18 protein-coding genes are annotated in these 14,554 nt (G+C 67.1%); 5 read left to right on the top strand and 13 right to left on the bottom strand.

Going from position 1 to position 14,554, the window contains the following annotated elements:
- Window positions 1-150: 150 nt before the first annotated feature.
- A complete protein-coding gene (locus tag ABFG95_RS22735) occupies window positions 151-396 on the bottom strand; it encodes a hypothetical protein (protein ID WP_006388378.1) in 246 nt (81 codons plus the stop codon).
- A 137-nt stretch (window positions 397-533) separates the two neighbouring features.
- On the opposite strand from ABFG95_RS22735, the gene ABFG95_RS22730 reads away from it, so the two are divergent.
- From ABFG95_RS22730 to ABFG95_RS22710, 5 genes are all read left to right on the top strand, one after another.
- A complete protein-coding gene (locus ABFG95_RS22730; protein WP_278992911.1) occupies window positions 534-1,139 on the top strand; it encodes a hypothetical protein in 606 nt (201 codons plus the stop codon).
- Between the two features lie 45 nt (window positions 1,140-1,184).
- Window positions 1,185-1,643: an Lrp/AsnC family transcriptional regulator gene (locus ABFG95_RS22725; protein ID WP_025140268.1), complete on the top strand. Its 459-nt coding sequence runs from the start codon at window positions 1,185-1,187 to the stop codon at window positions 1,641-1,643.
- A gap of 105 nt (window positions 1,644-1,748) precedes the next feature.
- Window positions 1,749-2,057 (top strand): hypothetical protein, encoded by a 309-nt coding sequence (locus ABFG95_RS22720; protein WP_068980150.1) that lies wholly within the window; start codon window positions 1,749-1,751, stop codon window positions 2,055-2,057.
- Between the two features lie 14 nt (window positions 2,058-2,071).
- Window positions 2,072-3,052: a 4-hydroxythreonine-4-phosphate dehydrogenase PdxA gene (gene pdxA / locus ABFG95_RS22715; RefSeq protein ID WP_278992912.1), complete on the top strand. Its 981-nt coding sequence runs from the start codon at window positions 2,072-2,074 to the stop codon at window positions 3,050-3,052.
- A 134-nt stretch (window positions 3,053-3,186) separates the two neighbouring features.
- Entirely contained in the window at window positions 3,187-4,164 is a 978-nt protein-coding gene (locus ABFG95_RS22710) for a bile acid:sodium symporter family protein (RefSeq protein ID WP_049072445.1), read from the top strand.
- Between the two features lie 72 nt (window positions 4,165-4,236).
- Here the strand turns inward: ABFG95_RS22710 and ABFG95_RS22705 are convergent, their stop codons facing one another.
- The 12 genes from ABFG95_RS22705 to ABFG95_RS22650 form a co-directional block, all read right to left on the bottom strand.
- Window positions 4,237-5,619: a replicative DNA helicase gene (locus tag ABFG95_RS22705; RefSeq protein WP_006388372.1), complete on the bottom strand. Its 1,383-nt coding sequence runs from the start codon at window positions 5,617-5,619 to the stop codon at window positions 4,237-4,239.
- Complete coding sequence (locus ABFG95_RS22700; RefSeq protein ID WP_049072444.1) at window positions 5,616-6,455, bottom strand: RIO1 family regulatory kinase/ATPase; 840 nt, start codon at window positions 6,453-6,455, stop codon at window positions 5,616-5,618. Before ABFG95_RS22700 ends, ABFG95_RS22705 begins: the two co-directional genes overlap by 4 nt.
- Window positions 6,456-6,601: 146 nt before the next feature.
- Window positions 6,602-7,057: a 50S ribosomal protein L9 gene (rplI, locus tag ABFG95_RS22695; protein WP_020924523.1), complete on the bottom strand. Its 456-nt coding sequence runs from the start codon at window positions 7,055-7,057 to the stop codon at window positions 6,602-6,604.
- A 14-nt stretch (window positions 7,058-7,071) separates the two neighbouring features.
- A complete protein-coding gene (gene rpsR, locus ABFG95_RS22690; RefSeq protein ID WP_006218308.1) occupies window positions 7,072-7,344 on the bottom strand; it encodes a 30S ribosomal protein S18 in 273 nt (90 codons plus the stop codon).
- 107 nt (window positions 7,345-7,451) lie between these two features.
- A complete protein-coding gene (gene priB, locus ABFG95_RS22685) occupies window positions 7,452-7,775 on the bottom strand; it encodes a primosomal replication protein N (protein WP_006388369.1) in 324 nt (107 codons plus the stop codon).
- A 51-nt stretch (window positions 7,776-7,826) separates the two neighbouring features.
- Complete coding sequence (gene rpsF, locus ABFG95_RS22680; protein ID WP_020924524.1) at window positions 7,827-8,201, bottom strand: 30S ribosomal protein S6; 375 nt, start codon at window positions 8,199-8,201, stop codon at window positions 7,827-7,829.
- A gap of 234 nt (window positions 8,202-8,435) precedes the next feature.
- Window positions 8,436-9,350, bottom strand: coding sequence for a DUF817 domain-containing protein (locus ABFG95_RS22675; protein ID WP_100507353.1), 915 nt, complete (start codon window positions 9,348-9,350; stop codon window positions 8,436-8,438).
- Window positions 9,351-9,357: 7 nt separating this feature from the next.
- Window positions 9,358-10,155, bottom strand: coding sequence for a GTP cyclohydrolase FolE2 (gene folE2, locus ABFG95_RS22670; protein ID WP_006388366.1), 798 nt, complete (start codon window positions 10,153-10,155; stop codon window positions 9,358-9,360).
- Between the two features lie 190 nt (window positions 10,156-10,345).
- Window positions 10,346-12,208: a 1-deoxy-D-xylulose-5-phosphate synthase gene (dxs, locus tag ABFG95_RS22665; protein ID WP_049072441.1), complete on the bottom strand. Its 1,863-nt coding sequence runs from the start codon at window positions 12,206-12,208 to the stop codon at window positions 10,346-10,348.
- A 52-nt stretch (window positions 12,209-12,260) separates the two neighbouring features.
- Window positions 12,261-13,172, bottom strand: a complete 912-nt coding sequence (locus ABFG95_RS22660) for a polyprenyl synthetase family protein (protein WP_049072440.1) — start codon at window positions 13,170-13,172, stop codon at window positions 12,261-12,263.
- A gap of 7 nt (window positions 13,173-13,179) precedes the next feature.
- Window positions 13,180-13,446, bottom strand: coding sequence for an exodeoxyribonuclease VII small subunit (locus ABFG95_RS22655; RefSeq protein ID WP_049072439.1), 267 nt, complete (start codon window positions 13,444-13,446; stop codon window positions 13,180-13,182).
- An 82-nt stretch (window positions 13,447-13,528) separates the two neighbouring features.
- Window positions 13,529-14,383, bottom strand: coding sequence for an IclR family transcriptional regulator (locus ABFG95_RS22650; RefSeq protein ID WP_049072438.1), 855 nt, complete (start codon window positions 14,381-14,383; stop codon window positions 13,529-13,531).
- Between the last annotated feature and the right edge of the window lie 171 nt (window positions 14,384-14,554).

Below are 14,554 nucleotides of genomic sequence, written 5' to 3'. Positions count from 1 at the left end.
CCCGTCGCGGGGGCGGCCAGGCGCGGTTTTGGGGCTGCCTTTGAGCGCGCTTTGCAAGCCATTGTAAATAAAGGAAAAAGGCTTTCTATGCCCGCGCTATCCCAAGGCTTGTCCACAGAAGTTGTGGGTAACTCCGGGCGTCACCCGCGCCTATTTCAGTGCCGCCACGATCTGGTCGCGCACGCTTTCGAAGCCCGCCACGTATTGCGGGTTCTCGGAACGGGCGAGCAGGCTGGAGTAGTTCTGTTCCAGCTGCGCCTCGATGGCTTCGCGCAGGCCCGGCGAGGCCTTGGCCAGATGCAGCATCGTCAGCAGCGCCGAATTGAGCGCGTCGATACGGCCGCCCTGGTGCGAGATGGTGTGCACGATGACGGCGATTTGTTCCTGGGTGTCCATGGGTATGCCTCCTGGCGATAAAGTCGGCGCAAATCCTAGCACGGGCACGACGGGCCGCTGGGCAAGACCAGGCGCGCGCGCTAGCATGAAGCGTAGCGCGGCGCGCCGACGGCGCGTGGCGCAACCGGAGCGCGCCCATGAAGACGATCGACAATTATGTGCCTCCCGACGCGGCCTCGCTGCGGCGCCTGCAGGAGCGGCTGGGCTACAGCGATGCGCAGATGGCCGAACTGGCCGGGCTGGACGAGGCGGTGTCCTGGTCCAGCTACATTGGCGGCCCGGAACCCCGCGCGCTCGGACGCCCGCGCCTCTTGGCCATGGCGGCCCGCCTGACCCTGGACGAACCGGCCTGGCAGGGCGTGCTGGCGGCCATGCGCGAGGCCGGCGCGCGCTTCGACTATGGCGCGCCCGACGCCGCCGCCCCGGCGCCCTCCCCGATCCCGGCGCCGGAGCAGGAAACCAAATTCGGCATGCTGCTGGTCAGCGACCGCGGCGCGTTCCACGAAATGGAGCAACTGCGCGAGTTCGCCCACCACGTGCATGAATCCGGCGCCAGCGACCTGGTGCGCACGGCGCGCTACGACAGCGGCGCCGACCTGTGCCGCTTCACGTTGGCGCCGCCACGCCCGGAAGACGCCGCGCGCCGCGACCGGGTCTTCGACGCGGCGTCGAAAACCATCACCCGCTTCGCCTTCGATGGCCGCGTCTATCGCGGCGGCCTGCCGCCCGAATCCGACGGTTGACGCGCCGATTGACGCGCGCCGCGTCGCCCCTGTATGGTCGGGCGCATGAACGAACGCCTAGACGCCATTGACCGGCAACTGCTCAGCCTGCTGCAGGCCAACGCCCGCGAACCCGCCGCCATTCTGGCCCGCAAGCTCGGGCTGGCGCGCACCACCGTGGTGGCGCGCATCGCCCGGCTGGAACGCGAAAGCATCGTGGCCGGCTACGGCGTGCGCCTGGGACGCCTGCTGGAAGAGGCCGCGGTGCGCGCCTATTGCTTCATCAGCGTGCTGCCGAAGACGCCGGCGGCGGTGATCCGCGAATTGGAAAAGATGCCCGAAGTCGAAGAGGTCTCGTCGGTCAGCGGCCCCTATGACTACCTGATCTTCCTGCGCTGCGAAACCCATGAGCAGCTGGACGCATTGCTCGACCGCATCGGCCTGATCGATGGCGTCAAGCAGACGCAGACCTCCATCGTGCTCAGCCGCAAGGTCGACCGCCGCAGCGCCGTCGGCGCGCCCTGACCCTGCCGCCGCCCTCGGCCCGGCCGCCCTCCCGATGCCGTGACGCGCGCCCGATGCGGGCGGCATAATGTTGTAATGTGATTTGTCGCCTTCTACGGATCCACCATGCTCGCTCGCCTTGCCCTCGCCTCCGCCTTGCTCGCCATCCTGGCCGCCTGCTCCAGCATGAGCGAAGTGACGCCTACCGGCAAGAATTCCTACAGCGTCACGTACAGCTCGGGCACGCAGCTGCTGACCTGGGTCGAAATCAAGAACCAGGCACTGCAGCGCGCCGATCAGTACTGCCAGTCGATCGGCCGCAAGCTGCAAAAGCCCACGGTCACCTCCAACCATGCCACGGGCCTGGGCTCCAAGCGCGCCACCGTCACGTTCGAGTGCGGCGAGATCGAACCGCCGAAGAACACCAGGCAGTAAACCGGGAACCTATCGTGAACACCCCTGCGCCCGTGGGCATCACCATGGGGGATGCCGCCGGCATTGGCCCCGAACTCGTCGTCAAGGCCTGCGCCCAGGGCCTGAATGCCCCTTGCGTGGTGTATGGCGATGCGGGCGCGTTGCGGCGCGCCGCGGCCGCGCTGGGCGCGCGCCTGGAGATCCGCGAGATCACCAACGTCGGCCAGGCCAGCGGCGATGCCGGCCGTATCGAGGTGGTGGCCTGTGGTCCCGCCCTGCCGCCCGACCTGCCCCACGGCAAGGTCAGCGCGGCCGCCGGACGCGCCGCCTACGACTACGTCTGCGCCGCCATCGACGACGCCCAGGCCGGCCGCATCCGCGCCATCGTCACGGCGCCGCTGAACAAGCAGTCGATGCACGAGGCCGGCATCGACTACCCCGGCCACACCGAGATCCTGGCGGAACGCTCGGGCACCGACGACTTCGCCATGATGCTCGCCAACGACGAACTGCGCGTGCTGCTGGTGACCATCCACGTCGCCCTGGCCGACGTCATGGCGCGCATCACGCCGGAGGCCGAACTGACCGCCATGCGCCTGGCCGACCGCGCCTGCCGCCAGATGGGGATCGCCCGGCCGCGCGTCGCGGTGGCCGGCCTGAACCCGCACGCCGGCGAAGGCGGCAAGTTCGGCCGCGAGGACATCGACATCATCGAGCCGGCCATCCGTCAGGCACGCGACCAGGGCATCGACGCCAGCGGTCCGTGGCCCGGCGACACAGTCTTCATGCGGGCCCGCCGCGGCGAGTTCGACATCGTGGTGGCCCAATACCACGACCAGGGCCTGATCCCGGTGAAATACCTGGGCGTGGACCACGGCGTCAACGTCACCGTCGGCCTGCCGTTCGTGCGCACCAGCGTCGACCACGGCACCGCGTTCGACATCGCCGGCAAGGGCGTGGCCGACCCGGCCTCGCTGATCGCCGCCTTCGACCTGGCCCTGGCCATGACGCCCTGACCGCCCACGGCGGGGCCGGCAGGCGGACACCCGCCCGGCCCGCCATAGGGCGGCACGCGCCCGAGGTCTACAATACGCCCCGATTCCGGCGCCCTGGCGCGCCGCCGCTTTCCGTCATTGCCCCTACCCCCTCCATGTCACGTCTTGTCCGTCTCCTGCCCGATCGCTTCACCCTCTACCTGATCTGCACCGTCATCATCGCCAGCATCGTGCCCGCCCATGGCCAGGGCGTGGTGGTGTTCGGCTGGATCACCAACATCGCGGTCGGCCTGCTGTTCTTCCTGCACGGCGCCCGCCTGTCGCGCGAAGCCATCATCGCCGGCCTGACGCACTGGAAGCTGCACCTCACGATCTTCTCGGCCACCTTCCTGATGTTCCCGCTGCTGGGCCTGGCGCTCAAGCCGGTGCTGGAACCGCTGGTCACGCCCGAGCTCTACCTCGGCATCCTGTTCCTGTGCTGCCTGCCGGCCACGGTGCAGTCGGCCATCGCCTTCACCTCGATGGCGCGCGGCAACGTGCCGGCGGCGGTCTGCAGCGCCTCGGCCTCGAGCCTGCTGGGCATTTTCCTGACGCCGCTGCTGGTTGGCACGGTCGTCGCCAACGCCGGCAGCGCGCCGATTTCGTTCGACGCGGTCGGCAAGATCATGCTGCAGTTGCTGTTGCCGTTCGTGCTGGGTCAGTTCGCGCGCCGCTGGATCGGCGCCTGGGTGCACAAGCGCAAGGCGATGCTGAAATTCGTCGACCAGGGTTCGATCCTGCTGGTGGTCTACACCGCGTTTTCGGAAGCCATCAACGAAGGCCTGTGGCGCTCCACGCCGATCCCGGCGCTGCTGGGCCTGGTGGCGTGCTGCGCCGTAATCCTGGCGCTGGCGCTGGGCCTGTCGGCGCTGGCCGGCAGGATGTTCGGCTTCAACCTGCCCGACCGCATCACGCTGCTGTTCTGCGGCTCCAAGAAGAGCCTGGCCAGCGGCATTCCGATGGCCCAGGTGCTGTTCGCGGGCCACGCGGTGGGCGCCATCGTGCTGCCGCTGATGCTGTTCCACCAGATCCAGCTGATGGTCTGCGGCGTGCTGGCCGCGCGCTACGGCAAGCGGCCCGAAACGGAAGAATGATTCCGCCACGCCAGCATGAAAAAGCCGCGCCCGAGGGCGCGGCTTTTTTTCTGGCCAGGCGGTTGCGCACGCTCAATACATGTCGCGCGGCTGCGCGCCGGAGAAGTTCAGGAAGCGCGTGCTCGAACCCTGGAAGGTCAGGCGCACCGTGCCGATGGGGCCGTTACGCTGCTTGCCGATGATGATCTCGGCGGTGCCCTTGTCCGGCGAATCCGGGTTGTAGACCTCGTCGCGGTAGATGAACAGGATCACGTCGGCATCCTGTTCGATGGCGCCCGACTCGCGCAGGTCGCTCATCACGGGACGCTTGTTGGGACGCTGCTCCAGGCTGCGGTTCAGCTGCGACAGCGCGATCAGCGGACAGTTCAGCTCCTTGGCCAGGCCCTTGAGCGAACGGCTGATTTCCGACACTTCGGTGGCGCGGTTCTCGCCCGAACCGTTGCCGGACATCAGTTGCAGGTAGTCGATGATGATCAGGCCGAGCTGGCCGCACTGGCGCGCAAGGCGCCGGGCGCGGGCGCGCACTTCCATCGGGCTGAGCGCGGGCGATTCATCGATGTAGACCTGCGCGTCCTGCATCAGTTGCACCGCGTGGGTCACGCGCGGCCAGTCTTCGGCGATCAGCTTGCCGGTCCGCATGCGGTGCTGGTCGAGCAGGCCGACCGAACCCAGCATACGCATGGCCAGCTGCACCGCGCCCATTTCCATCGAGAACACCGCCACCGGCAGGCCCTCTTCGATGGCGACGTGTTCGCCAATGTTCATCGAGAACGAGGTCTTGCCCATGGACGGGCGGCCGGCCACGATGATCAGGTCGCCGCCCTGCATGCCCGAGGTCATCTTGTCGAGATCGGTGAAGCCGGTGGGCACGCCGGTCACATCGGAAGTGCTTTCGCGGTGGTAGAGCTCGTCGATGCGTTCCACCACCTGCGTCAGCAGCGGCTGGATTTCCTGGAAGCCGGCGGCGCCGCGCGCGCCTTCCTGGGCGATCTGGAACACCTTGGACTCGGCCTCGTCCAGCAGTTGGCGCGCTTCCTTGCCCTGCGGGTTCATGGCGGCCGAGGAAATCTCGTCGGCGATCGACACCAGCTTGCGCAGCATGGCGCGCTCGCGCACGATCTCGCCATAGCGGCGGATGTTCGCGGCGGACGGCGTGTTGTGCGCCAGCGCGTTCAGATACGCCAGGCCGCCAGCGTCTTCGGCCTTGCCGGCGCTGACCAGCGATTCGTGCACGGTGATGACGTCGGCCGGCCGCGCCAGCCCGATCAGCCGGGCGATGTGGTGCCAGATGAGCCGGTGGTCGTGGCGGTAGAAGTCTTCCTCGACCAGCACGTCGGCGATGCGGTCCCAGGCTGCGTTGTCCAGCAGCAGGCCGCCCAGCACCGACTGCTCCGCCTCAATGGAATGGGGAGGAACGCGCAGGTATTCGAGCTGGGAATCGGCAGGTGTGTTCATGGCTTCAATAATAACGGCTGCAGGATATCCGCGACGCGGAAGAAACCCTGCACATCGCGCGACGGCAGGCGGCCCAGCAGGGGCCGCAGCGGCGTGGCGATGAAGGAAAGCACCCGGGTCAGGCGGCGCAGGCGGGCCTTGACCTCGGGGTCGGGATTGCATTCGAAATAGACATCCAGCGCCAGTTTACCCAGCGCCCGGCCCACGTCGTCGGGCAATTTACGCAACGACACCAGCGAGGCCAGCATCTGGAACAGATCATAGGCCTGGGCCAGCGGCCGCGACAGCGTGGAACCGATGTTCTCTTCGAAATCGATGCGCCACAGCTCGCCGTCCTGCAGGGTGATGTTGCGAATCTGCGCGCCGCCATGCCACAGCCCGCGGGCGTGGAAGGCAGCCAGGTCGGTCGCGGCGGCGCGCGTCAGCCACAGGCGCGAGGTAGTGTCTTCATTGCGGATCAGGTCGGCCAGGTCTTCGCCAACGAACTCCAGCACCAGAAGCCCCTCTTCCTGCCACCAGACCTCGGGCACGCGACAGCCGGCCTGCAGCAACTGCTTCAGGCGCCGGGCCTCGTGTTCCAGGCCGTTGCGCAGCAGGATGCCGGGCCGCGGGAATTCGCCCAGGAACAGCTTGCACCCCAGTCCAAGAAACAGTGCGCGCGCATAGCGCAACACATAGCTCACACCACTGGCCAGGCTCGGACGCCGGCGCTTGATGATGCAGCGCACCCCGTCGATGGTCACATCGCGCACCGACGGCTCGCGCTCGGCATCCACGCTGTCGAGCCAGGCGCGCAATCCGGGGGGGGCGTTGTGATGGACGGGCGGCGGGGTCAAGAGGTCCTCGGACGAAACAGCGTGGGAGACAAGCGTGCAGCCCGCAAGACTACACGTAAATGGCGGCGGGTAAAGCGAGGAGAAACAAGGCGCAAAGAAAAAAAGCCGGCGCGCGGGCCGGCTTTTTTTCTACCGCGGGGTCAGGCTTACGACAGTTCGCCTTCGACCAGCACCGTGACGTCGACGACGACGTCAGCATGCAGGGCGACCTGGATCGGGAACTCGCCGATGGCCTTCAGCTGGCCATTGGGCATGCGCACCTGGGCCTTTTCGATGCCTTCGAAACCGGCCTTCTTCAGACCTTCGGCGATGTCGGCGTTGGTCACCGAGCCGAACAGACGGCCGTCGACGCCAGCCTTCTGGACGATCTTCAGCTGGTAGCCGTTGACGCGCTCACCCAGGGCCTGGGCGGCGGCCAGCTTCTCGGCCTGGATCTTTTCCAGTTCGGCGCGGCGGGCTTCGAATTCCTTCAGGGCGGCGTCGGTTGCGCGACGGGCCTTCTTCTGGGGGATCAGGAAGTTGCGGGCGTAGCCATCACGCACGCGGACGACTTCGCCGAGGTTACCCAGGTTGACGACTTTTTCGAGCAGAATAACTTGCATTTCAGTGCCCCGGATTAGTTGTGGTTGTCGGTGTAAGGCAACAGGGCCAGGAAGCGCGCGCGCTTGATGGCGGTGTCCAGCTGGCGCTGGTAGATTGCCTTGGTGCCGGTCAGGCGAGCCGGGATGATCTTGCCGTTTTCTTGCACGAAGTCGCGCAGGGTGTCCAGATCCTTGTAGTCGATCTCTTCGACGCCGGCGGCGGTGAAGCGGCAGAACTTACGACGCTTGAAGAGCGGGTTCTGCTGCGTGAATTTGCGTTTTTCCTTGCGTTTTCCGAAGAAAGCCATGATATGTGCCTCTATGTTTGAGGGGACCGGGTCTGCCTTGATCGGGCCCGACTCCCCGTAACCTATCCGTATTCAGAAGGCGCTCGCGCGCCCGTTGCCCTTCCCTGTCAAGCCACCAGCGGATCGCGTCCTGCGCTGCCGCTGATCCTGCGCGCCTGCTGCAGATGCAGCTTGAACTTCACCGAGTCCTTGCGCACGGGGGCCAGAAACCCCTGCACCTGCAATTCGGACCCCAGCGCCGTTCCTTGCAACAGCAACGCCAGATCGCCCAGTGCCACGGCCGAGATCGTCAGTTCGACACGGCGCGGATGGCCGGCTTCGATGACCTCGGATTCGTGCGCCAGCACCATTTCCAGGGCTGGCAGACCGGCGGGAGTGTGGCGCAAAGGCTCGCATTCGAGAACGCGGGCGCTGAGTTCCAGCTTGTTCATCCTGCCAGGCACCAAGGGGACTTCATGGGATGGGCTCTGCCTGAGCCCTGCTTACTCGGCCTGAGCCGCGACAGCTTCCGCCGAAGCCTTGCGGGCTTCTTCGCGCTCGACCGACTTCATCATGATCGAGGGAGCGGTCTGGGCCTTCTTGGTCTTGATGACCAGGTGGCGCAGCACGGCGTCGTTGTAGCGGAACGAGTGTTCCAGCTCATCCAGCGTGGCTTGGCCGCACTCGATGTTCAGGCAGACGTAGTGAGCCTTGACGAGCTTCTGGATCGGGTAGGCCAGTTGACGGCGACCCCAGTCTTCCAGGCGGTGCACCGAGCCGCCTTGGCCCGTGACCAGCGCTTGGTAACGCTCGACCATGGCGGGCACTTGCTCGCTTTGGTCGGGGTGAACGATAAACACCACTTCGTAGTGACGCATGAGTAAAACTCCTTGAGGATGTCTTGCCTGCCGCTCGCCCGACACCGTCATCAGTTCGCGCGCGCATCGCGTTCGCGGTCAGTTCCGGCTTTCCAGTGCTTTCTCTATCACTGGTCTTTTTCTTCGAGGCGTATGGCTTGCAAGGGGCAGCCCGCTGCCCAAAAAACATGGGCGGTCGAGCAAGAAAGCTCTCGATTATCGCCGATCGGGCTGCTGGGCGCAAGCCAGCGGCGCTCAGGAAATCGGGGACGCGTTATTCGCCCCCGCTGGGCGCGGCGTATCGGCCACACCGATCTCGCGGGGCCGGCTGACCACGCTGACCATCACGTAGCTGATGATCATGAGCAGGAACCACGAACCCAGCTTGTTGATCGACACCAGCTCCCAGCCTTGCGACTGGTTGGGATAGCGCCAGGCGTTGGCGAAGGTGCCGATGTTCTCGGCGAACCAGATGAACAGCGCCACCAGCACGAAGCCCAGCAGCAACGGCATGCGGCGGTAGTCGCGCCAGATGCGGAAATAGACCCAGGTGCGGGCGAACAGTAGCGCCGTCAGGCCGAACAGCGCCAGCCTGAAGTCGACAATGAAATGGTGCGTGAAGAAATTCACGTAGATCAGCACCGACAGCGCCACGGTCGCCGCCAGCGGCGGATGGGCACGGAAGCGGAAGTCGAACAGGCGCCAGACCCGCGCCAGGTAGCTGCCGACCGCGGCGTACATGAAGCCGGTGAAGAGCGGCACGCCGCCGATGCGCAGCACGCTCGCCTCGGGGTAGATCCAGGAGCCGGCCGCTGTCTTGAACAGTTCCATGCCGGTGCCGACCACATGGAACATCAGGATGACCTTGGCCTCGTCCCAGGTTTCCATGCGCAGGGCCAGCAGCGCGGCCTGGATCGCCAGCGCCGCCAGCGTCAGGAAGTCGTAGCGCGCCAGCCAGGCGTCCTTGGGATACCACCAGTGCGTGCCCAGCAGCAGCGCACACATCAGGCCGCCGAACAGGCAGGCCCAACCCTGCTTCACGCCGAAACGGAAGAACTCATAGAGCGCGAGGCCCAAACGACCGCGGCCGGCCAGGTGATCGGCCAGCCGCGCTTCCCATCCCGCCAGTCGCGCAATGAGCGGCCAGTCGCTGGCCGCCGGATGCCGCACGGAGGACTCAGCCTTCCACCACGGCGTAGGCCGAGTGGTTGTGGATCGATTCGAAGTTCTCGGCCTCGACGCGATAGCGGGCGATGCCGGGGTGCGCGTTCAGGCGGGCCGCCACGTCGCGCACCAGGTCTTCGACGAACTTGGGGTTGTCGTAGGCGCGTTCGGTGACGTACTTCTCGTCGGGGCGCTTGAGCAGGCCCCAGAGCTCACACGAGCCTTCGTCTTCGATCAGGCGGATGACGCCATCCATGCTGATGTCCGACTCCAGGATGGCCGAGACCGTCACGTGCGAACGCTGGTTGTGCGCGCCGTATTCGGAGATGGCCTTGGAACACGGGCACAGGCTGGTCACCGGCACCTGCACCACCAGTTCAAACTCGACCTGGTCGCCCTGGGCGCGGGCGATCCACTGCACTTCGTAGTCCAGCAGGCTCTGCACGCCGGAGATCGGCGCCGACTTGTTGATGAAGTACGGGAAGGCCGCGGTGATGTCGCCGCGCTCGGCGTGCAGCAACGGCAGCATGTCGGCCGCCATGGCGCGGAACAGCGTCGGCGTCATGGGGGTGCTGCGGTACTTTTCCAGCAGCGCCACGAAGCGGGACATATGCGTCCCCTTTTCTTCGGGGGGCAGCGCCACCGTCAGGGTCCAGTTGGCCACGGTGCCCTGGGGCGAACCGTCGGCGTTCTCGATGAGCATGGGGTGGCGCACGCCACGGATGCCCACGCGCTGGATCGGGATGTGCCGCGTGTCCGTCGAGCTCTGGACGTCGGGCATCACGATGGCGGGGTCGATCGGAGAATTCATTTCGGCTTACCAGTCTGGGCGACGAGCGTGGCGTAAACACGCAGACCCAGGAATCTTTAGGAGGGGGCCATTATCGCCCAAAGTCCCGCCAGCGCCAGGGAAAACCCTTTCATTCGTAGGCCGGCGGGGCCGGAACACACTGTTTCGCCACACGGACCAAACCGGCGGGCCGGTCCGTGGGTGCGCGCAATCAGGCCAGCAGTGTGGCGTAGCGCGTCCGGATCGATTGCTCGATACCAGCGGCGTCCAGGCCGATCCCGGCCAGCAGCGCCAGCTGATCGCCGTGGTCGATGAACTCGTCGGGAAAGCCCAGTTGCAGTACCGGAATCGCGATGCCTTCGGCGGCCAGCACTTCCAGCACCGCGCTGCCGGCGCCGCCCATGATGGCGGCGTCCTCGATTGTCACCAGCGCGTCGTGGCGGCTGGCCAGATCCAGGATCAGCGCGCGGTCGATCGGCTTGACGAAGCGCATGTCGGCCACGGTGGCGTCCAGCTTTTCGGCCGCCGCCAGCGCCGGCTGCAGCAGCGTGCCGAAGCCGAGGATGGCGATCTTGCGGCCTTCGCGCCGCACCACGCCGCGGCCCAGCTCGACCGTATCCAGGCCGGCCGTTTCCGGCGCGCCGCAGCCCGCGCCGCGCGGATAGCGCACCGAGGCCGGGCCGGGATACTGATAACAGGTGGACAGCAGCAGGCGGGTTTCGTTTTCGTCCGAGGGGGTAGCCACCACCATGTTCGGCACGCAGCGCAGGAACGCGGTGTCGTAGTTGCCGGCGTGGGTCGCGCCGTCGGCGCCGACGATGCCGGCGCGGTCGAGCGCGAAGGTGACGTCCAGGTTCTGCAGCGCCACGTCGTGGATCAGCTGGTCGTAGCCGCGCTGCAGGAAGGTCGAGTAGATCGCCAGCACCGGCTTCTGCCCCTCGCAGGCGATGCCGCCGGCGAACGTCACGGCGTGCTGTTCGGCAATGCCGACGTCGAAGTAGCGCTGCGGGAAGCGCTTCTCGAATTCGACCAGACCGCTACCCTCTCGCATCGCCGGGGTGACGGCAACCAGCCGCGAATCCTGCTCGCCCATCTCGCACAGCCAGTCGCTGAACACCTGGGTGAAGGTGCGCTTGCCCGGCGCCTTCGATTGCTGGATGCCGACGGCGGGATCGAACTTGCCCGGCCCGTGGTACAGCACCGGATCGGCCTCGGCCAGCTTGTAGCCCTGCCCTTTCTTGGTGACCACGTGCAGGAACTGCAAGCCTTGCAGCGCCTTCAGGTTCTGCAGCGTCGGCACCAGCGCGTCGAGGTCGTGGCCGTCGATCGGGCCGACGTAGTTGAAGCCGAACTCCTCGAACAGCGTGGCCGGCGTGACCATGCCCTTGGCGTGTTCCTCGAAGCGGCGCGCCAGTTCCAGCACCGGCGGCACGTGCTGCAGCACGGCGCGGCCGACGTTCTTGGCGGCGGCGTAGAAGCGGCCCGACATCAGGCGCGCCAGGTAGCGGTTCAGCGCCCCCACCGGCGGCGAGATCGACATGTCGTTGTCGTTCAGGATCACCAGCAGGTTGATGTTGGCGGTGACGCCGGCGTTGTTCATGGCTTCGAAGGCCATGCCGGCGGACATCGCGCCGTCGCCGATCACGGCGATGTGCTGGCGCTGCACGCCGGCGTTGCGCGAAGCCACCGCCATGCCCAGCGCGGCCGAGATCGACGTGGACGAATGCGCGGTGCCGAAGGCGTCGTATTCGGATTCGCTGCGCTTGGGAAAGCCCGAGATGCCGCCCAGCTGGCGCAGCTTGGCCATGCCGGCGCGGCGTCCGGTCAGGATCTTGTGCGGATAGGACTGGTGGCCCACGTCCCAGACGATGCGGTCATGCGGCGTATCGAAGACCTGGTGCAGCGCCAGCGTCAGTTCCACCGTGCCCAGGTTCGACGACAGGTGGCCGCCGGTCTTGGAGACCGACTCCAGGACGAAGCCGCGCAACTCGTCGGCCAGCCGCTTGAGCTCGCGACGATCCAGGCGCTTGAGGTCTGCCGGGGATTGGATGCGGTCCAGTAATTCAGTCGTCATGCTTGTATGGGGTTCGTATGCCCGGCCTGCGGCCAGCCCGGACGGGTCACGGTCAGCGGTCTCGGAGGACGATGAAATCCGCCAGTTCGGCCAGGCGCTTGCCGGCGTCGCCCAGTGGCTCGAGCGCAGCCAGCGCGGCTTCGCGCAGCTCGCCGGCGAACGCGCGCGCTTCGTCCAGGCCCAGCAGCGAAACGTAGGTCGGCTTGTTTTCGGCCGCGTCCTTGCCCGGCGTCTTGCCCAGGCTGGCGGAATCGGCGGTCACGTCGAGGATGTCGTCCACCACCTGGAACGCCAGGCCCATGGCCTGGGCGTAGATGTCCAGGGCCTGGCGCGAGGCCGAGCTGGCGCCGGCGACGATGCCGCCCAGCGCCACGCTGCAGGCCAGCATGGCGCCGGTCTTCATGCTGTGCATCTGCTGCAGTTCGTCGCGCGAGAGCCGGTGGCCGACGCTGAGCAGGTCGATGGCCTGGCCGCCGGCCATGCCCTGGCTGCCCGCCGCGCGCGCCAGCGACTGCGTCGCCTGCACGATCAGCGCCGGAGCAATCGGCATGGAGGCCAGCAGCTCGAAGGCGAGCGGTTGCAGCGCGTCGCCGGCCAGCATGGCGGTGGCTTCGTCGAATTGCACGTGGGTGGTGGGGCGGCCGCGGCGCAGGACGTCGTCGTCCATGCAGGGCAGGTCGTCATGCACCAGCGAGTAGGCGTGGATCAGTTCCACCGCCGCCGCGGCGCGGTCCAGCGAGGCCTCGACAGCCAGCACGCTGCCGCTGACCGGGCAGGCCTGGCCGGCGGCGTAGACCAGCGCGGCCCGTACCCGCTTGCCGCCGCCGAGCACGGCGTAGCGCATGGCTTCATGCAGGCGGGCGGGCACGGCGTCGGCGGCCGGCAGGAGGTCGTCGAGCACGTCTTCGACATGTCGCACGCGGCCCTGCAGCCACTCCGGGAAAGCGAGTTGTATTTGCTTCATCCGATTCTTATTCGTCATCCAGCGCCGCCGGGTCCAGCGGGCGCAGCAAGTCGCCTTCGAGGACCTTGACCTGCTGTTCGGCCTGCGCCAAGCGTTCCTGGCAGACGCGCGTCAACGCCACGCCGCGGCGATAGGCGGCCAGCGACTGCTCCAGCGGCAGCGAACCGTCTTCCATGGCCGCGACCAGCGATTCCAGTTCGGCCAGGGCCGTTTCGAAATCCTGGGGCAAGGGACGGTCGTCGGTCTGCGGATCGGCTTGTGAAGGTTTGGCCAAACGGGCCTCCGGGGGCACTAGGGGTGGATCAATCCGTGAATTGTACGAGATACCAAGGCCGCGCCCCGATGCGCCGCCACGCTCAGGCAGAGGCGCCCGCCAGTCCCGCAATGGCGGCCCGCAGCGCCGGGGCCACCTGGCCGCGCAGCGCGGATTCCGGCAACAGCGCTTCCGGCCCGCCGCAACTCATGACGAAGACGCCCTCGCCCGTCACGGAGGCGAACGGCACGGCGACCGCGTTGATGCCCGATTGCCATTCGCCGATGGCGAAGCAGCAGCCGGTATCGACCAATTCGGCGCGGGCGCGCTCGATCGCGGCCGCGGCCGGCGCGGCCGGCCCCAACCGTTCCAGCACGTCGGCGCAGGCGGCGGCTGGCAGGCTGGCGAGGTAGGCGCGGCCCATGGCGCTGTCGAGGCTGGCGCGGTAGCCCACCGGCAGGCGCAGGTACAGGGCGGAAGAACCGTGGATGGCCTCGACGTAGGTCATCGCATCGCCATCGAACGCGCCCAGCGCCACCGCGCCCCCGGTCTCGCGCGCCAGATCGGTCATCGAGGCCTTGGCCAGCTCGCGCACCTCCAGCCCGGCCAGCAGGCCGAACCCCAGCGCCAGCACGCCGTAGCCGGGCGAGTACTTGCCGGTGTCCGGGTGATAGCGCAGATAGCCCAGCTCGGTCAGCGTGTACGTGATGCGGCTGATGGTGGGCTTGGGCAGGCCGGTCAGGCGCGCCAGGTCCAAATTGCCCAGCGCCGCCACGCCCGGCCGGAAGCAGCGCAGCACTTCCAGGCCGCGCGCCAGCGCGGTGATGAAGTCCGGCGACACCGGGCCCTCGCCCACGGCGCCGGCGCGCTTGCGACGCGCGGGCGCGCTCAGCGCCAGCTTCTGATCGGGCTTGGCGGCGGGATGGGGGATGCGCTTGGGGTCAGAAAAAGATTGCATTTCTATTCGCTTCGTTTTTATAGTTTATTCCGAATAACAAAACTAAATTCCAATTAACGGAATTTAATGCATCCATGGAGACCTGGCAAGCCTGCGCCGTCCCGCCCCCAAGCGGACCGGCCGGGCCGAGCCGGGCCCGGCCAACCACTCATGCACGCGATTTCAAGGGGA

The sequence above is a fragment of the Achromobacter sp. HNDS-1 genome, assembly GCF_040084795.1.
Lineage (GTDB): Bacteria > Pseudomonadota > Gammaproteobacteria > Burkholderiales > Burkholderiaceae_B > Achromobacter > Achromobacter ruhlandii.
The sequence above is the reverse complement of the archived record's forward strand: the minus strand, read 5'-3'. Positions and strand labels throughout refer to the sequence as shown.